Source organism: Chryseobacterium sp. c4a (assembly GCF_009900745.1).
In the GTDB taxonomy this organism is placed as follows: Bacteria; Bacteroidota; Bacteroidia; order Flavobacteriales; family Weeksellaceae; genus Chryseobacterium.
Genome location: NZ_WXVU01000002.1, coordinates 117,923 through 137,127 on the forward strand (window position 1 = coordinate 117,923; position 19,205 = coordinate 137,127).

General features: G+C 36.3%; 10 protein-coding genes. 6 read left to right on the top strand and 4 right to left on the bottom strand.

All coding sequences use genetic code 11. The annotated features are described in order from the left end of the window. Positions 1-35: 35 nt before the first annotated feature. The 3 genes from GTR01_RS04925 to GTR01_RS04935 all read left to right on the top strand — a co-directional run bounded on the left by GTR01_RS04925 (position 36) and on the right by GTR01_RS04935 (position 2,713). A complete protein-coding gene (locus GTR01_RS04925; RefSeq protein ID WP_160136754.1) occupies positions 36-1,202 on the top strand; it encodes a class I SAM-dependent RNA methyltransferase in 1,167 nt (388 codons plus the stop codon). Between the two features lie 5 nt (positions 1,203-1,207). Continuing rightward, on the top strand, positions 1,208-1,624 hold the full coding sequence (locus GTR01_RS04930) for a branched-chain amino acid ABC transporter substrate-binding protein (protein WP_160136755.1): 417 nt from the start codon (positions 1,208-1,210) through the stop codon (positions 1,622-1,624). An 84-nt stretch (positions 1,625-1,708) separates the two neighbouring features. After that, complete coding sequence (locus GTR01_RS04935) at positions 1,709-2,713, top strand: glycosyltransferase (RefSeq protein WP_160136756.1); 1,005 nt, start codon at positions 1,709-1,711, stop codon at positions 2,711-2,713. Positions 2,714-2,809: 96 nt separating this feature from the next. On the opposite strand, the gene GTR01_RS04940 is transcribed toward GTR01_RS04935, so the two are convergent. Beyond that, a complete protein-coding gene (locus GTR01_RS04940; RefSeq protein ID WP_160136757.1) occupies positions 2,810-4,036 on the bottom strand; it encodes an aminotransferase class I/II-fold pyridoxal phosphate-dependent enzyme in 1,227 nt (408 codons plus the stop codon). Positions 4,037-4,193: 157 nt separating this feature from the next. Here GTR01_RS04940 and GTR01_RS04945 point away from each other — a divergent pair, with 157 nt between their 5' ends. After that, positions 4,194-4,652: an Lrp/AsnC family transcriptional regulator gene (locus tag GTR01_RS04945; RefSeq protein ID WP_160136758.1), complete on the top strand. Its 459-nt coding sequence runs from the start codon at positions 4,194-4,196 to the stop codon at positions 4,650-4,652. A gap of 46 nt (positions 4,653-4,698) precedes the next feature. Here the strand turns inward: GTR01_RS04945 and GTR01_RS04950 are convergent, their stop codons facing one another. The 3 genes from GTR01_RS04950 to GTR01_RS04960 form a co-directional block, all read right to left on the bottom strand. Then, positions 4,699-5,730: a bestrophin family protein gene (locus GTR01_RS04950; RefSeq protein WP_160136759.1), complete on the bottom strand. Its 1,032-nt coding sequence runs from the start codon at positions 5,728-5,730 to the stop codon at positions 4,699-4,701. Positions 5,731-5,936: 206 nt separating this feature from the next. After that, positions 5,937-8,009: a thiamine pyrophosphate-dependent enzyme gene (locus GTR01_RS04955; RefSeq protein WP_160136760.1), complete on the bottom strand. Its 2,073-nt coding sequence runs from the start codon at positions 8,007-8,009 to the stop codon at positions 5,937-5,939. A gap of 76 nt (positions 8,010-8,085) precedes the next feature. Beyond that, positions 8,086-10,242 carry a S8 family peptidase gene (locus GTR01_RS04960; RefSeq protein ID WP_160136761.1) on the bottom strand — a complete coding sequence of 719 codons (2,157 nt, stop codon included), beginning with the start codon at positions 10,240-10,242 and terminating at the stop codon, positions 8,086-8,088. Positions 10,243-10,647: 405 nt separating this feature from the next. Here GTR01_RS04960 and dnaE point away from each other — a divergent pair, with 405 nt between their 5' ends. Both dnaE and GTR01_RS04970 read left to right on the top strand, forming a co-directional pair. Further along, the gene (dnaE, locus tag GTR01_RS04965) at positions 10,648-15,315 is read left to right on the top strand and encodes a DNA polymerase III subunit alpha (protein ID WP_160136762.1); all 4,668 of its coding nucleotides are present in this window, start codon (positions 10,648-10,650) and stop codon (positions 15,313-15,315) included. Positions 15,316-15,657: 342 nt separating this feature from the next. Then, on the top strand, positions 15,658-19,110 hold the full coding sequence (locus tag GTR01_RS04970; protein WP_160136763.1) for a T9SS type A sorting domain-containing protein: 3,453 nt from the start codon (positions 15,658-15,660) through the stop codon (positions 19,108-19,110). Positions 19,111-19,205: the final 95 nt, after the last annotated feature.

Here is a 19,205-nt window from a genome sequence, read left to right on the forward strand (position 1 = left end):
AATTGTTAATGCTTTAAAACTTTTAATTCGAAATTATGGACATAGAAAATCTACAAATACAGATCAAAACATTCTTCGGACTGGAGCAAATTTTAGCAGAAGAGATCAAGAAATTAGGGGGAAGAAAGGTTGAAATTAAAAACAGAGCAGTAAATTGTGAAGGAGATCTTGGTTTTCTTTATAAAATCAATTATTCGGCAAGAACGGCATTAAAGATTTTGGTTCCGATTCATCAGTTTAAGGCTTTTAACCAGCATCAGTTTTATGACAGACTGTTTAAATTTGAATGGGATGAATTTATGGATGTAGATCAGTCTTTCTCTATTGATGCTACGGTAAATTCTGAGACATTCAAACATTCTCAGTTTGTGACTTTAAAAATGAAGGATGCAATTGTAGATTATTTTCAGGAGAAATACAAAAGACGTCCTAATGTAGAAACCAGAAATCCGGAGATTAAGTTCCATCTTCATATCGATAGAGAATTGGTAATGATTTCCATGGATTCTTCAGGAGATGCCTTATTCAAAAGAGGATATAGAAGAGAGCAAGGTGAGGCTCCGATTAATGAGGTGCTGGCAAGCGGAATGCTGCAATTGGCAGGCTGGGACGGAAAAGGAAATTTCCTTGATCCTATGTGCGGTTCAGGAACATTATTGATTGAAGCAGCGATGATTGCTATGGATCTTCCGGCTCAGATTTTCAGAAAAAGATTTGGATTCCAGAACTGGAAAAATTATGATGCTGATTTGTTCTCAAAAATAAAAGAATTCAGAATCAATAGGGTAAGAGAATTCAATGGTAAGATCGTTGGATATGATATTGATGCAAGAATGCTGAATGCTGCCAGAATGAATGTGGAAGCGGCAGAAATGGAAGATGTCATTGAGATCAGAAAACAGAACTTCTTTGATTCTAAAAAAGACCTTTTCCCATTATTGATGGTGTTTAATCCACCATATGATGAGAGAATTTCCATCAACGATGATGATTTCTACAAAAAGATCGGAGATACCTTTAAAACACATTATCCAAATACATTGGCGTGGTTAATTTCATCTGATCTGGAAGCGGTGAAAAAGATAGGTTTACGTCCTTCAAGAAAAATAAAACTTTTTAATGGAAAGTTGGAAACAAGATTCCTACAGTATGAAATGTATGAAGGAACAAAAAAGGTTCATAAACTAGAGGATAAATCTTAATCTTTATGTCTTTGAATATTTTTGATGTGTTAGATGGAGCTTTAGATGTTTTGGATTTATTAAGTTCAGGCTCATCTTCATCTTCAGACAGAAAGAGTTTGAACTATGACGAAAGACCTCAAAGTAAGAAAGAAGATAAATATTTTAAAGAGAAAGTCAGTGCAGGATTTATGCTTGCGTCTGTCGTTCTCTTTTTCATCGTTTTTCATAAACCTCTGCCAATAGGAGATCAAACAACGGCTTTAATTGTGTCTTCATTAATAGGAACAGCCATCTCAGGTTTACTGTTTTTTCTTCTAAATCTTATGGAGCTTTATTATTTCAAAAGCATTTTCAAACTGCTTTTTTTTAGCTGTTCTGTGATCGCATTTTTTGTGGCTTTGGTGATGTGTATTTATTATAAGTCTGGAATATTTATTTAATATTGTAAAAATTAATTCTTCCAATAAGCTGTTAAACTGTTTGTGGTTTCCTTCACGAATAAGTAATTTTGAAAAATTTTCAATTTGAAACCTAGTATTTCCATTATTGTTGCTATTTACAACAGAAAAGATGAGCTTTTCGAGTTGCTGACTTCTTTGACCCATCAGACTGATAAAGAGTTTGAGATTATTATCGTTGATGATGGATCAGTCATTGATCTGAAACCTACGATCAAGAGTTTTGAAGAAATTCTGGATATTAAATATTTCAGAAAAGACAACTCCGGGCCTGGGCTGACAAGAAATTATGGCGCAGAACGAGCTGCCGGCGAATGGCTGGTATTTGTAGACAGTGATGTGATTGTTGAAAAGGATTATATTGAACATATTAAAAAAGATATTCTAACCATTCCTTGTGATGCTTTCGGAGGGGCAGATAAAGCTCATAAGGGGTTTAATCTGATGCAGAAAGCGATTTCATATTCCATGACTTCGGTTTTTACTACCGGGGGAATAAGAGGAAGTAAAAAAGCAGTTTCAAAATTCCAACCCAGAAGTTTTAATATGGGTGTGAAAAAAGCAGCCTTTGAAAAAGTAGGTGGCTTTTCTGAAATGAGAATAGGAGAGGATCCGGACTTATCGATGACGCTTTGGGAAAGCGGATTTACAACAGCTTTTTTTGATGATATTGCAGTATATCATAAGCGTAGGGTAGATCTTGGGAAGTTTTCCAAGCAGGTGTATCAATTTGGATGCGCACGACCTATTCTTAACCAAAGGCATCCGAATTATGTAAAAATATCCTTTGCATTTCCTACCTTATTTATGTTGGGATATCTTATGGGATTTATTGAATATTTCATGTTAGGAAAAGGATTTATTCTTGCTTTCTATGGGCTGTATACATTCCTGGTGTTTTTCCATGCTTTATTATTGACCAAGAATATCAGTATTGCCGGAATGGCGGTCATTTCCACGTATATACAGATGTTTTCTTATGGGTATGGATTTCTGAAATCCTGGGTTTTGCTGAATGTTTTGAGGATGAAACCTGAAGATGCATTTCCTCATCATTATCATAAGAAATAACGGATATCTACGCTGAAGAGTTTTTTTACGTAGATTTTAAATAAAAAATAAAGAAGGCTGTTTCAATTGAAACAGCCTTCTTTTGTACAATAAAATTTAGGATATAGAGATGTTTTCATGGGAAAGAATGCCTACTTTCAGCATACATTCTTTCATTTTATGATAAGTTCTTTTGATGTCGTGATCTAGACCAATGGAGAATCTGATTAACCCATCAGAAATACCAATGGAAGCACGTTCTTCTTCAGGAATTTCAGAGGATGTAGATTTTCCTGAACATGAAAACAATGTTTTGTAGAAACCTAAGCTTACCGCAAGGTATCCAAGGTTTTCTGTCTGCATCATTTCCATCAATTCATTGGCTTTTTCTGTAGTTCCAGCATCCAACGTTAACAGTCCTCCGAAACCATATTCTTTATCAATCATGCTCTTCATCAGTTCATGATTTTTATGGGAAGGTAATCCAGGATAGGACACTTTTAAGCCATCTTGTTCAAACCTTTCAGCAAGATACATAGCATTGTGACTGTGTTGTTTTATTCTGATATGAAGTGTTCTGAGGTTTTTAAGAATACTTGATGCTCTCAAGCTATCCATAGTTGGCCCCAGCAGCATACATGCTCCGGAATTTACATTTTTGGTATCATCAATAAATGCTTGCGTACTACAATATACACCACCTACAGTATCACTGCTTCCATTGATGAATTTTGTTAAACTATGAATTACAACATCAGCTCCAAATAATTGAGGCGAGATGGAAAGTGGGGAAAATGTATTGTCTACAATCAGTTTTAAATTGTGTTTTTCACAAATTTCAGAAAGCTTTCTAAGATCTGCTACTTCAAGCAATGGATTGCTTACACTTTCACAATAGATTACTTTCGTATTAGGAGTTATAGCTTTTTCTATGGAATCAAAATTATTGATATCTACGAAAGTGGTTCCTACATTGAATTGGGGTAAAAAGTTTTTTAAGAAGGCATAAGTACCTCCATAAATGGTTCTGCTTGAAATGATATGGTCTCCACTTTTGCATACCTGCATCAAAACAGAAGTAATAGCACCCATTCCGGATGCGGTAACATTAGCAGATTCTGTATTTTCCATTTTAGCCAAAGCTTGCGCCAGATAAAGATTCATAGGTGATGAATGTCTGGAATATAGGTAACATCCTTCTGCATTCCCTTCAAAAGTATCAAACATAGTCTTCGCAGAAAGGAAAGTATAAGTAGAGCTGTCAGAAATGGAAGGGTTTACTCCTCCGAATTCGCCAAAGTACTGAAGATCCTGGATCTCGTTGGCTGCATTAAAGTTTTCCATAAGCATTGTTTTTATTTTACTGGCCTAATTTGCGTCATTTTCCTAATTATTACAATATAAATTTGAATTTATAGAATATAAAACTGTAATATGTTGTTTATTTAGAAAATATAATTGCTATCTTCGGAAATATTAAATTTTCACCAAAAATTTATCTATGGAATTTGATGAAACTGATAAGAAATTATTGTTGTTTTTGCAGGAAGACTGTAAGCAAACCACCAAAGAGCTGTCTGGTAAGTTAGGATTGTCGGTGACGGCTGTGTATGAGAGGATTAAAAAGTTGGAAAATGCAGGTGTTATTTCCAAATATGTGGCATTATTGGACAGAAAAAAGATCAGCCGTGAATTTATTGTTTTGTGTCACGTAAAATTAACCCAACACAAGAAAGAATTTGTGCTGCAGTTTGAAAAAGAAGTGATGAATCTCCTTGAAGTTACGGAATGCTTTCATGTGAGTGGAGATTATGATTATATCCTTAAAATAGGAGTAAAGGATATTGAAGATTATCGAAATTTTATGCTGACGAAGCTTACGACACTTCAACACATCGCAAGCACGCACAGCTCATTTATGATTTCTGAGGTGAAAAATACCACAGCAATAGTTTTATAAAATTAGTAAGGATATTTACTTATCACTCATTGTTCATTACCCATCATTAAACCAGGACTCCGTTTTTAGAAGCGATCGGATCCGGTAATTCTGTTTCTCCTACCATTTGAAGAAGGTCAATTTCAATCGTTCTACAGATGGAAAGCATAGGAACATCAAACATTAACCCAGCAAAAGGATTTTCCGAATAATCCCCTACAAGTTCCATGATGATATAGATCCATCCGATGATGATACAGAAAGGTATAGATGTCCAGATTCCCCAGTCTCCTAATTTTGCAAATTCATTCACTAATCCAAGAGGGAGTAAGGTAATGAACAGAATATTAAAGACAAATGCTGTGCTGGCAAATTGTCTTGGGGAAGGGAATTTTTTGATTCTTTCTGCCTGTCCCTGAAAACCATAGAATTCGTTCAGACTGTTCTGTAGCTGTGTCTGGTTGAAATCTGTGATGGCATTCATGTTTTTTAGCTCGTTGATATCTTTTGCCTGTTGAGAAATCAAATACGTGGCAAAGTTTTTATACTCATTTTTTAATTCATATTCTTCTTCGGAAAGATATTTATGTAAGAAAATAGGAGCTCTTCCATAATCCGGAAAGCCGGCTTTGATTAATCTGTTTCTCCTAAGATTAATATTTCCGAATTTATTATTATCACTGCTGATGTGTTCCCATTCTGTTGGTACCAAAAGCTGTTCACGGAATGTATATAGCCATGCAATATGACGATAGATAATTTTTTTCTTTCGATCTTCAAGATCAAAAACACCTATTTCTTCATTTTTTGTATCAAACGCCTGTACCATAGAAGCAAATGAACGGCTGGAGTTTACGATTCCACCCCAGATTTTTCGGGCTTCCCAAAGTCGGTCATAAGCCTGGTTGTTTTTGAAACCTACAAGGAATGCTTCTGCGGTACCAATCAATGCAACAGGTACCCACGGAATAGACATCCAATGCCAGTTGAAAAAATAAAACAGAACAGCAATCAAGGTGCACCAAATTGATATTAAAAGAAGATGTATTCCGGATAGATTGAGAACTTGTTTATAATTGACGTATTTAGTAGTGATCATAAAGATGAATGTGTTTTGCGTGTACAGACAAAATAAGTACCAAACTTTTTAAGTGTTTAGTAAGGGAATGTCTGTTATAAATTTAATTTCAGTTTCTGTTTGATGATAATGTTCTCGGATTGAGTTTGATAATCTTAAATAAAAGTAATAAAAAAAATGCATAAAAAAACCTCTAATTTTTTTTAGAGGTCTTATTTTATATTGATTTAATATTGTAACATTTCTGCGATCTTTTTGGAAAGCTTTTCTGCATTGGGAAGCATTTCTTTTTCTAGTACCAGATTGATAGGAACTGCTGGTACATCCAAAGCTCCCATCGTTTCTACCGGGGCATCCAGATATCTGAAACAGTTTTTAGCAATTCGGTGTGCAAAAGCCTCTGCAAAAGAATTGTTAAGCTGCTCTTCTGTAAGAACGATACATCTTCCATGGGCTTTTACCCTTTCAAACACCAATTCTTCATCAAGAGGAATTAAAGTTCTTAAATCAATGACTTCAACTTTTCCATTAAAGTTCTTCACTGCTTCTTTGGCCCAGTAAACCCCCATTCCATAGGTTACTACTAATAAGGTTCTGCCTTTTTCCGTTTCATTTTTATCCGCTTCAATAACTATTTTGCCTTTTCCGAATGGTAAAATATAATCTTCAGCAGGTTCAATAGTTTTAGCATCTTCAGTTCCAGGAACTTTGCTCCAATACAATCCTTTATGTTCCAGCATTACCACCGGATTTGGATCGTAATAAGCTGCTTTCAATAATCCTTTGAAATCTGCAGCATTACTTGGGTAGGCTATTTTTATTCCTTTAATATTGGCAAGAATGCTTTCAACGCTGCCACTATGGTATGGGCCGCCGCCGCCATAAGCTCCAATAGGTACTCTGATAATATTGCTTACCGGAAATTTTCCACCACTTAAATAGTTGGATTTTGAAATTTCTGTGATCAGTTGATTGATTCCTGGGTAAATATAGTCTGCAAACTGAACCTCAACAATTGGTTTTAGGCCTACAGCACTCATTCCTGTTGTGGAACCAATGATATAAGCTTCCTGAATGGCTGTATTGAAAACTCTTTTACTTCCGAATTTTTTTCCAAGCGTCACTGTTTCACGGAAAACACCACCGATTCTTTCTCCTACGTCTTGTCCATACAAAAGAGCTTCCGGATGTTTCCACATTAGTTCCTGGATGGCATGAATGGCTGCATCTACCATGACAATTTTTTCTCCGCCGGCAGGTTCACGTGTTCCTGTTTCTTCTGTAATGGGAGTAGGTGCAAATACGTGTTGCATCACCGTTTCAGGTTTTGGATCTTCTGCGTTTTTAGCTTTTTCAAAAGCTTCTTCAGCCTCCAGGCGTGTCTTTTTGGTGATTTGTTTTAAAAGATCCTCATCTGCACCTGTTTCCAGTAAATGCTTTCTAAGGATTTCTCCCGGATCTTTAGCTCTATGTTTTATTAAGTCTTCTTCGTCTCTATAGAATTCTCTTCGTACTCCTGAAGTGTGGTGCCCAATTAATACTGTTTTTGCACATACAACTAAAGGTTTTCTCTCTGTTCTTACAAAATCTACAGCTTTTTTCATAGCTTCGAAACTCTCTACAAAATCAGTTCCGTCTACTCTCATTCTGCTTAATCCTGTGAATCCTGCTACAAAATCATAAGCATCACAGGTTCTGGCTTCTTCTTTAGTCACTGAAATTCCCCATTCATTATCCTGAACCAGAAAAATAATCGGAAGCTGGTGTAACGCAGCAAATTGTAATGCTTCACTCACTTCACCTTCTGTTACGGAATTGTCACCAAGGCTACAAACTACAACAGGGTTGTTTTCAAACTCTTGAAGATTGAAATCCTGAATGTATTTTAATCCTTGTGCAACACCGGTTGTAGGGATAGTCTGCATTCCGGTAGCAGAGCTTTGGTGAATGATCTTTGGTTTGTTTTCATCTCTGCTTGAAGGATGAGAGTAATAAGATCTGCCTCCTGAAAAAGGATCATCAGCTTTGGCCAGTAATTGAAGCATCAGTTGATAAGGTTCAAAACCAATTCCCAAAAGAATGCTTTCGTCTCTATAATAAGGGGAAACCCAGTCTTCTTTTTTTAATTGATAAGCGGTTGCTAACTGGATGGCTTCGTGGCCTCTTGAAGTACTATGAACATATTTACAAATATTTCTGTTTTCCTCATAAATATCTGCCATAGCTTTAGCAAGCATCATGTGATGATACGCTTTAAGTAAAATATCCTGAGAAACTTTTTCGTGAAGTGCATTTTCCATAGGAGACAAATATATATAAAAAAAACAAAATACTAACAACTGTTAGTATTTTGCAAAAAAAATATGATTTTACTGATTATTCTTTAATTATTTTTTTAGAAATAACCTCTTTGTCGGTTTTAATCTCAATGATATAAATTCCTTTTGTATAAGTCGATAAATCAATGGATTCCTTATCGTTGCTGATGGTTCCTGTGTGTAATTTTTTACCAGACATGTCGTATACAGAGAAGGTGGATTTCAATGGCGCTTTCAGGATGTTTGTTATGTCTTTTGTAACGGAAGGAACAACAGAAAGACCACTTAAAATTCCCGATTTAGATTCCTTAGTTCCTAATATTTCGCTATATCCGGTTACTAGAATAGAATAGTTTTGAGGGGCATTTTCAGCATTGTTATTTTTTAAAGTACCTTTGTTTGTAATTTCTATTTTGTAAGTTCTTCCTGCAACTGGGTTATCTACTATTACTTGTTCTACATTATCTACAGTATTGTCTCCTTTTGTTGCAGTTATTGGATTGTTAGGATCTAATTTCCAAGGCAAATGCACTGTATTCGTTGTAATGTCAGTAATCCTTAAATCCAAATCATTGACCAGTTTGGATGTTCTGTTGTTATACAAATTTGCTAAAGTAGTATTGCCGTCAACATTTGGGTATTCAGGATCAACCCAGGAAATCGTTACCTTTAAAGGTTCACTTCCGGATGCAATAACTGTTTTCTGATTGGGAGTTCCGCTTGTTAATGTTTCATCACTAAAAATCACTGTATTGTTGGATTTTCCTACAAGAAGCTCTGCTCCTTTTTTAGCATTAATAAATCCCCAGCCAAATTGCGGATCCGGACCTATATTGCCTGCTTCTAAAGCAGAATGAATCATTAGGGTTTTTGCGGATGCTGCATTTAACAAACTTCCCGCAAATAATTGCTTATTAATTTGCGTCCAAAGTCCGATAATTCCTGTAACAATTGGAGCGGAATAAGAAGTGCCATCTCCAACAGCAACTTTATTGCCACCTGTTGCATTATTATCAGTAGAGGCACTTGCAACATCAGTTCCTACGGCTGTAATATCAGGTTTTATTCCACCATCATCTCTTGGGCCGGCACTGCTATAGCTTGAATGAACTACATCTGAAGAGGTAGTGTATCTGGCATCATTTGTTGTAATTCTATCTGAAGCAGCTACTGAAATAATATTTTTAGCTACCGATCCTGGTGAAATACAGTCATAACCTAGTGAACAGTTGTAAGGAGGAGTAGTGTCTGTTGCTGCAAATTCAGTCCAGTTTCCTGAAGAGTTTTTGTAATATTTTTTAAAACTGGAAGTGGCGGTAGAATAATTAGGATTTCCCATTCCGAATGAATTTCCAGCAGACTTTACAATAATATATGAAGGGTCACTATAAACAAGTAAATCATAAAACTTATCATTGATGATATAGGAGCCCTGCATATCATAAGATGCTGCTGAAGGCGTAAAAGATCCCAGCCATGCCCAGGCACTTTCATTATTGATTTTCTGAGCATCCCAGCCTGCGTTGATTCCATAAGAATGATTAGAAATGTTAGGAGCCGCTTTTAAGATTTTCTGGAATACATTGCTTGAGGTTGTTTCTCCCGGAAGTGTAGAGCTGCCAAAGGAGTACGCATCAATGGTGCAGTTGGGGGCAATTCCTCTAAAATTCACTTGTCTGGTTGTTCCGTTGGTATAAGTTAAGGTAAATGGATAGTCTTTGGCTCCAATAAAACTAGCTACAGCAGTAGCATGGTCTCCATAATTAAGGGTGGAATTCTCTTTATTGGTAATTCTGTTGGCCGCATTATTGAAAAATACATGCCCGGCAAATACCCTTGCTGTACTGGATACAGTGCTGCCATCAAAAATGGTGAATTTGATATTTTCGCCATTAAAGGAACCTGTTAATCCCGTAATATTACCTCCTTGAAGATAATCGGAATTGGAATTTTTAACCTGATCCAGATCATGGATTTTGTAGAAATAGGGTTTATTGCCATCTGTAAATCCGGCTAGGCTAGCTCTTTGTTCTTCAATTTCTTTGGAGGTTTCCTGATTTCTGTTTGAGCCAAAATTTTTAGCAACATAGGCTTCAAATTTTCGAATGTCTTCTGATCTTTGTTTTTCAAATTCTCTTTTCAGAGATTCATTGTTTTTTTGCGCACTTGCTAATGAAATAGTTAAAATGCTGATCGAAATAAAGATTTTGTTCATAATATTTGATAAATGTTTATGAGTTGTTGTGTTTTTTCAAATATATGAATATTGTATTTTTATTCCTTTTTTAGTGTTTGTAATTTGATTTTTTACATCCTTTATTGTGTTTTTGCAATTTTTTTATTTAAAATATTAAATTGTTTTTTAATTTTATAGTTTTATTTTCATTCAAGTTGAGATAGGGATCATGCTGAAGTGGTTAAATAGAGTTTTTATTTTTAATGAAATTTGACTTAAAATAAATGTTTGATTAAAAATCAATAGGGATATTGTTCAATATCGGTATCATTTTTGATTTTTTATAAAGAATTGGGTGAGTGTTTAACTACTTTTTCAAATCAATAATTGGAAAAAATGAAGTAACTTTACATTCTCTTTTTTATAAAAAAGTTAGAAAATTATATGTATTTAATTTTTGACACAGAAACAACAGGTTTACCAAAAAATTTCAATGCACCCCTTTCAGATTCTGATAACTGGCCAAGAATGGTACAGATTGCATGGCAGGTGCATGATGATGATGGTAATTTAATTGAAAATCAGGATTATATAATAAAGCCTGAAGGGTATGATATTCCCTTTAATGCGGCGAGGATTCACGGTATTACAACGAAAATAGCCAATGAAGAAGGACGTGATCTGCAGGAGATCTTAGAAGAGTTTTCTAAGGTTCTGGAAAAGATAAGAGTAGTTTCCGGACACAATGTTGAATTTGATTACAATATTGTAGGAGCAGAATTATATAGAAAAAATATAAAAGACAACCTTCAGGAAAAGCCAAGAGCTGATACAATGATCCTGGGAACAGATTACTGTCAGCTTGGAGGAGGTCGTGGCGGCCGATATAAATCTCCCAAACTAGAGGAGCTTTATGAAAAATTGTATGGGAATAAATTTGATGAAGCCCATAATGCTGCTGCCGACGTAAATGCTACAGCCAGAGCATTCTTCGAAATGGTAAGAATTGGAGTTGTTCCTGCTGAAACATTAAAAATTTCAGAAGATCAGTTAGCCTATTTCAAGAGCCTTTATCCTGATCCGATTAAGCCTTTTAATATTGTTATCAGGAGACAGATTGCAGATTTTCACAATAAGAAGAAGCAACAGGATTTCGGAAGTATTGATGAAATTGACTTAGGCAAATACTTCAATTTTGATAATCATAGTGTTTTTTCTACGCTAACGGCTACTACCAGTATTAATGACTTAATTAAAAAAGCTTCTGATGAAAACTTTCCGGCAGTCGGAATGGTGGATTTGGGAAATATGATGGGAGCTTTTAAGTTTGTATCTGCAGTGGAAGGAGCAAACGGAGACAGAGCAAAAAAACATAAAGAATATCTGGCTAAAAAACAGGAGGCAGAAGAAAATGGAACTGAATTTAATGAGTCAGAGCCTATTTCTGAACCATTGATCCCTGTTGTCGGCTGTGAATTTTATATTTCTGAACGGTACGAGCAAAAGCAGTTTACCAAAGATGATCCGGATAGAAGAACCCAAGTGGTGCTGCTGGCAAAAGATTTTAACGGATATAAAAACTTAGCAAAACTTTCAAGTATTGGTTTCCTTAAAGGATTCTATTTTGGAGTTCCAAGGATTAGCCGTGAATTGATTGCTGAGTATAAAGAAGGAATCATTGCACTTACTTCCGGAATTATGGGAGATATTCCCGATGCGATCTTAAATACCGGTGAACAGAAAGGAGAAGAGCTTTTTAAATGGTGGAGCGAAACTTTTGGAGAAGACTTCTATGTTCAGCTTCAAAATCATAATCTGCCTGAAGAAGAACACTTAAATGAGGTTCTTTTATATCTTGCAGATAAATACAATGTTAAAATTTTAGCACAGAACGAAACGTTCTATACCAATAAAGACGATGCGAATATTCAGGATATTGTAAGCTGTATCAAAGATGGAGAAAAGCTGACAACACCTATTGGAAAGGGGTTTGGTAAGAGAAGAGGATTGGCAACGGGAGAGTATTATATGAAAAATTCCCACGAGATCAAGGAAGCTTTTCTTGCTTACCCGGATGCATTTGAGGCGTATGAGGAATTTTTTGCAAAATTTAAACCTTATACCCTTAAAAGAGACGTACTCCTTCCAAAATTTGATATTCCTGAAGAATTTATCCATGCAGAAGATGAGTTAGATGGAGGGAAAAGAGGGGAGATGGCTTATCTTACCCATCTTACTTATGAAGGAGCAAGAAAAAGATATCTTGACACTGGAATTACAGATGAAATTAAAGAACGTCTGGACTTCGAACTTGAGGTAATTGCCAATACCGGATATCCGGGATACTTCCTTATTGTACAGGATTTCTGTAATGAAGCTAGAAATATGGGAGTTTGGGTAGGCCCCGGAAGGGGATCTGCTGCAGGATCTGCTGTTGCTTACTGTATTGGAATTACCAATGTTGACCCTATTAAATATGACCTCCTTTTTGAGAGATTCCTGAATCCGGAAAGGGTTTCGATGCCCGATATTGATATTGACTTTGATGATGAAGGTAGAGACCGTGTTATCAAATGGGTAATCGAAAAATACGGACAAAGCCAGGTAGCACAAATTATTACTTACTCCGTTTTAGGAGGGAAATCAGCTATTAAAGATGCGGGAAGGGTGTTGGATGTTCCAATTCCTGATACCAATAATATTGCTAAACTTATTCCTTCCACACCAGGAATGAATATTGCGAAAGCATTAGCAAAATATGATAAACTGAAGCCGGAAGAACAAATGCTTGTTGATGAAATGAGATATGTTCTGGAGAGTCCCGATGATTCCCGCCACGGAGTTTTAGCAAGTGCTAAGAAGATGGAAGGATGTATCAGGAATACAGGTATTCATGCCTGTGGTGTAATTATTACTCCGGAAGATGTAAGTAATTTGGTTCCGGTAACGATCGCGGCTAAAGATGCCGATATTTTGGTATCTCAGTTTGATAACTCGGTGGCAGAAAGTGCAGGTCTTCTGAAAATGGACTTCCTGGGTCTTAGGACACTGACGATCATTAAAGATGCTTTAAAATTAGTAAAAGCAAGATATGGAATAGATATAGATCCGGATCTTATTCCTCTGGATGATACCAAGACGTATCAGTTATTTAAAGAAGGAAGAACAGTCGGGATTTTCCAGTATGAAAGTCCCGGGATGCAAAAATACATGAGGGAACTTAAACCTACTGTTTTTGCCGATCTTATTGCCATGAACGCTCTTTACCGTCCGGGGCCGATTAAATATATCCCGAACTTTATCAATAGAAAGCATGGTATTGAAGAGATTGTTTATGACTTGCCGGAAACGGAAGAATATTTAAAGGAAACCTACGGGATTACCGTATATCAGGAGCAGGTAATGCTTCTTTCCCAGAAGTTAGCCAACTTTACGAAAGGTGAAGCGGATACGCTTAGAAAAGCTATGGGTAAGAAACAGATCGATGTTCTTAACAAAATGTATCCTAAGTTCATTGAAGGAGGTAGAAAAAATAATCTGAACGAGGAAAGATTAGAAAAAATCTGGAATGACTGGAAAGCCTTTGCAGAATATGCCTTCAATAAATCTCACTCTACCTGTTATGCGTTTATTGCTTATCAAACGGCCTTTTTAAAAGCCAATTATCCTGCGGAATATATGGCGAGTGTAATGAGTAATAACATTAACAATACCGATTCAATTACCATGTTTATGGAGGATTGTAAGAGTATGGGGGTTGATGTTTTAGGGCCTGATGTGAATGAATCCCAATATAAATTCTCTGTAAACGAAAAAGGACAGATCCGTTTTGGTCTGGGAGCAATTAAGGGAATCGGAGAGGGGCCAAGTGAAGCTATTACCAGAGAAAGAGAAAACGGAAGGTTTAAAAATATTTATGATTTTTTTGAAAGAATATTACCTTCCCAAATGAATAAAAGAGTGGCGGAAAGTTTAGTGGTTGCCGGAGCTTTTGATGAACTTGATGTCTTCCACAGAGGTCAATACTTTGATATTGATATGGCAGGAAAAACCAACCTGGAAAGATTGATCAGATATGGACAAAGCTTTCAGGAAAGTAAAAATGAAATGGAGCATTCCTTGTTTGCTGATTTTGCGGATGAGGTTCAAATTGAGCAGCCTAAATTACCTCCTTGCCCTGAATGGCCCAATATGCATAAGCTAAATAAGGAAAAAGAAACGATCGGATTCTATCTTTCTGCCCATCCATTAGATGAGTTTAAATATCAGTTCCAGTTTATGCAAGGAAGACTTTCCAAGAAATCAGTTTTGGAAAAAGGAGAAGAAGAGAAGGTGGTTACTGATGAAGCGCCTGTTCTTGAACAGGATTCGCAGGACGAAACTACCGATCTTACTGAAATCGTTTCTGATGAATTGTCTGTAGGAGAAGAAGGGGTAATAGAAGAAACTACCAAAAAGGCTGAGCCAAAAGGAAATTTCTTATTCTTAAATCTTGATGAGGTAGATGCTTACAAAGAGCAAGCTTTTGCTAATAAACAGGATGAGTTATTTGAAGAAAAAAAGAAAGACTGGAAAACCCTTCAGAAAGAAAGAGAAAATGGTGGCGGTGGAAAAGAGTATACCGTAGCAGGGCTTATTACGGAGTATAGAGTACAGGATGGTTTCAGAAGCGGTGAAAAAGTTGCTTTTGTGACGTTGGAAGATTATTCCGGGTCTTATTCTTTCAGACTAGGGGATAGGGATTATATGAAATTGAAGGAAAAGCTTGAGGTGCAAAGATTTGTTATTTTTAAAATAAAATTTGCTCAGGTTAAAGATGGTAGAGTCTTTGTAAATGTAAATGATGTAATTGAGCTTCAGGAAGCATTTGAAAGGTTTGCTAAGAGTATCTCTCTGGTGATGGATGTAATGGATGTAAGACTTGAAGATCTGGATTTCTTCAGAACTGTATTGGATAGAAATAAAGGAAATCAGAAGTTAAAATTCTTCATTAAGAACATTGATGACGATTCCCATATTGAAGTTCAGTCTATGAAACATTCTGTAGATTTGAATGGAGATTTGATTAAAGAAATACAATTACTTAACAAATATGAGTTCTATCTGAATTAAAAATAATCATATAATAATTTGAAAAGTGGCTTTTGGCCACTTTTTTTTGTTTGAATGTATTAAATAACTGATATTATTTGTCTTATGTAGAAATATTATTTTATGTTAAGTTTGACTTTTTCACAGGACAATATTTAGTGTTGTTTTTGTTTTAAATAGTTGATAGTTAGTTGTTTGTATTTATAGTAAATGATTAGTAAATAAATGTTAAATTTAAATAATTGTTTGATTTGATTTAAAAATAAATGCTATTTTTAATTCATTAAATAATGTTTTTAAATATTTTATGATATTTATTTAAATATTTTTTAAATTTATCGCCCTAACTATTATTACTAATTTATGAAGAGAATTTTACTCACGTGCCTGACCGCTTTTTATTATTGCGTGTCCGCACAGGTGGGGCCGCCACAAATTGCTACCCCTAACACGAATAACGGATATGGAGTTACACAATCCTCCGAAACGTACACCCCATTATCTGCAAGTAGAACTGTATGGCAAGCGGGTGCTACACTGGCTACGGATTTAGTATCGGGAGCGATTCCTTTACCTTCCGTTTTTAAATACAATAACCAGAATTATAATTCTGTTTATATCAGCAATAATGGTTTTGTTACATTGGGGGCTGCAACAACTAATGGAACTTATGGTTCATTATCTACGGATAATTCTCCCACTACTCATGAGGCTGCTTTTGCCGGGTTTTCAGCAAATTTAAGAAATGCAAATACTGCGACTTCTGAAATTGCCTATGAAACAGTAGGTAATAAATTCATTGTGCAGTTTACTGATTTGCAAGGGAGTTCAGGATCTGCGGCTCAACTTTTGAATTTTCAGATTCAGCTGAACCTTACCACTGGAGCGGTAGCTATCGTCTATGGAAACTGTGTTTCCGGAAGCGCTACACTTTCTGGTCAGGTAGGGATAAGAGGATCTGAAGCATCAGATATTAACAATTTTACGGGAACAAATTGGACGACCCCTGCTGTGGGGACTTCCATTTCTTCCAGCTTAACTTTAGGGACGAGTAATGGAACAACGGTTCCTGCTTCAGGATTAACCCTTACTTTTACTCCGGGAACATGGCAGTCTGCCCCTACTACCTTTGCTACTTTACCTTTTACTGAAACTTTCAGTACATGGGAAAATGGTAATTCTACCTTGGATTTACCGAATGCCAATTACTGGAGAACATGGCCGTCAAGAGGTGATAATTCCTGGAGACAAAGTGATATTTCAAGTAGTGGATTTACATCTACATCAGGATGGACAGGTACCAGTGGGTCTGTAACAATTGGAGGGTCTGCAGTAGCTCCTGCGGCAAGATTCCACTCTTACAACTGTCAATATGCTTCAGGGTATATGGATTTATACATTAATTTATCATCAGGTTCTGGTGATAGGATTCTAAGTTTTGATTATGCCAATCCGTCCGGAGCAGATGTTTTGAAAATACAAATTTCAACAGACAATGGAATAACATTTACCGATTTAGGAACTCCGTTTGGAGCTACTTCATCAACGTCACCATGGGTTACAAACTATGTAAATTTAGCATCTTCCAGTCCTAATGCTATCGTAAGATTTTTAGCGAAAGGAGATAATGGAAGTGATGATATCTACGTGGACAATGTTAAAGTTTCTGCTGTAGCAGTTGTTCCTGACTGTTCTCCTATTACGTCCCCTGCCAACGCATCAACAGGAGTGGCAGTTACCCCAAGTTTTAAATGGGATGCTTCACCTAATGCAGCTTCATATAAGTTAAAGCTGGGAACTACACCAGGTGGATCCAATGTGATGGCCGGAGTAGATGTTGGAAATGTACTTACTTATACTATCCCTGCAGCTAGTCAGTTATTATATGGTACGACTTATTATGCAACTATATTGCCTACCAACACTACTGGAACAGCAAGCGGATGTACAGAAGTATCATTTACTACAAAAAATATTGGTTGTCCTTCAGTGACGTTACCTGCATCAGGGGCATCAGGAGTTTCTCTTACGCCAACCATCACATGGGGAGCTGTAACAGATGCGACAGGGTATAAGATATCTATAGGAACCACAACAGGCGGAACTGATGTTATGAACAATGTTGATGTTGGAAACATTACTTCATATACACTTTCTTCGGCACTTAATTATACTACAAAATACTATTATACAGTAAACGCCTATACTGCGACAAGTACTTCTGCTTCATGTACTGAACGTAACTTTACAACGGTTTGCGGGGCTGAAAATATACCAACTATTTCACAAGGATTCAGTACATTGACTCCAACATGCTGGTCTACTGCTAAAGGGGATGTGACTGCTAATTCTACTTTAACATATGGAAGTAGTAAATGGACAGCTGCATCAGGTTTTGCTAATACAGGCAGTAATACGGCTGTAAAATTGAATTTATATGGAACAAACACCGGTGACTGGCTAATTTCTCAGCCAATCAATCTAGGAGCAACTCCTGGGGCTAATAGAATTAGATATAGAATGGCTGTTACCAGCTATACAGGTACTACTGCTCAGTCAACATTAGGGACACACCAGGTTAGAGTAATTATTTCTACAGATGGAGGAACTACCTGGAGCAATACTAATGTTATAAAAACGTATACAGGAGCCGGAACCTATTCTAATACAGGTCAAACAGAAACTATTGATCTTTCAGCGTATTCTGGTACTGTTAAAGTAGCTTTTGTTGCAACTACAAGTTCTACTTCGCCTGATATTTATTTCCATCTTGACGATTTCATTGTAGAGCCTATACCAACATGTATGGAACCGGATTCTCCAGTGGTAACGAATGTTACTGGTGCTACGTCAGACTTATCTTGGAATGCTCCTGCTTCATTACCTGCTAATGGATATGAATACTATTATTCTACCATTAATACAGTGCCTACTGCTAACGTAGCGGTATCAGGAACAAGTACTACTACAAGTGCTGTTCTCAATGGACTTACCCCTGCTACCACTTATTATGTTTGGGTTCGCTCATCATGTAGTGCTACCAATAAGAGTATTTGGTCACAGGCAGCAACATTTGCTACAGCATGTGCACCATTACAGGTATATTCTCAAAATTTTGATGCAATCCCTGTTGATACACTTCCTGCGTGCTGGACAAGCATAGGAACGACTGTTGGTAATGCGAAAGTATCTGCTTATACAACAACAACGGTTGCAAGTGCTCCTAATGCTCTCTATATTTATAGTAGCAGTACAGGTACAGGGATGGTTTCAACACCTGATTTTATAGGCTTGGATTCTAACAATTCAACAATCAGCTTCAAAGGAAGAGCAAATCTTACTGCTGGTGGAGTTGTTCAGATTGGTTATCTAACGAATCCTGCAGATGTTTCTACTTTTGTAGTGTTGGATACTTATACAGCTTCAAGTACGACTGCCATCGATAATCATTCTTTAAATATTACGGGAGTTCCTGCCGGAGTTACTAAGCTTGTATTCAAGCATACAGGATCTCCAGCTAACAGTGTATTGATTGATAATTTTGTGTATCAAGCCGGAAACCTTTCTACTTCTGAAGTAGCAACGGTTAAAAATGAAATCAAAGTTTATCCTAATCCATTCTCTGATACCCTGAATATTACAGATATTTCTAAAGTTAAAGCGGTTCAGATCGTAGACGTATCGGGTAGAGTGTTGAAAACCATTGAAAATCCTTCTTCAGTACTTCAGCTATCAGACCTTAAACAAGGAATGTATCTGGTGGTGCTTCAGATGAAAGATAATACCAAACAAACTATTAAAGTTATTAAGAGGTAAAACCAATTAATATAATAATTTAAAGCAGTGACTTAATAGTTGCTGTTTTTTTTTAATATTTTTTTAATGTTGTGTTAAAATTATTATTAATTTGG

Coding starts and splice junctions, on each gene's coding strand:
- GTR01_RS04925 (WP_160136754.1), top strand. CDS start 36: ATGGACATAGAAAATCTACAAATACAGATCAAAACATTCTTCGGACTG.
- GTR01_RS04930 (WP_160136755.1), top strand. CDS start 1,208: ATGTCTTTGAATATTTTTGATGTGTTAGATGGAGCTTTAGATGTTTTG.
- GTR01_RS04940 (WP_160136757.1), bottom strand. CDS start 4,036: ATGGAAAACTTTAATGCAGCCAACGAGATCCAGGATCTTCAGTACTTT.
- GTR01_RS04945 (WP_160136758.1), top strand. CDS start 4,194: ATGGAATTTGATGAAACTGATAAGAAATTATTGTTGTTTTTGCAGGAA.
- GTR01_RS04950 (WP_160136759.1), bottom strand. CDS start 5,730: ATGATCACTACTAAATACGTCAATTATAAACAAGTTCTCAATCTATCC.
- GTR01_RS04955 (WP_160136760.1), bottom strand. CDS start 8,009: ATGGAAAATGCACTTCACGAAAAAGTTTCTCAGGATATTTTACTTAAA.
- GTR01_RS04960 (WP_160136761.1), bottom strand. CDS start 10,242: ATGAACAAAATCTTTATTTCGATCAGCATTTTAACTATTTCATTAGCA.
- dnaE (WP_160136762.1), top strand. CDS start 10,648: ATGTATTTAATTTTTGACACAGAAACAACAGGTTTACCAAAAAATTTC.
- GTR01_RS04970 (WP_160136763.1), top strand. CDS start 15,658: ATGAAGAGAATTTTACTCACGTGCCTGACCGCTTTTTATTATTGCGTG.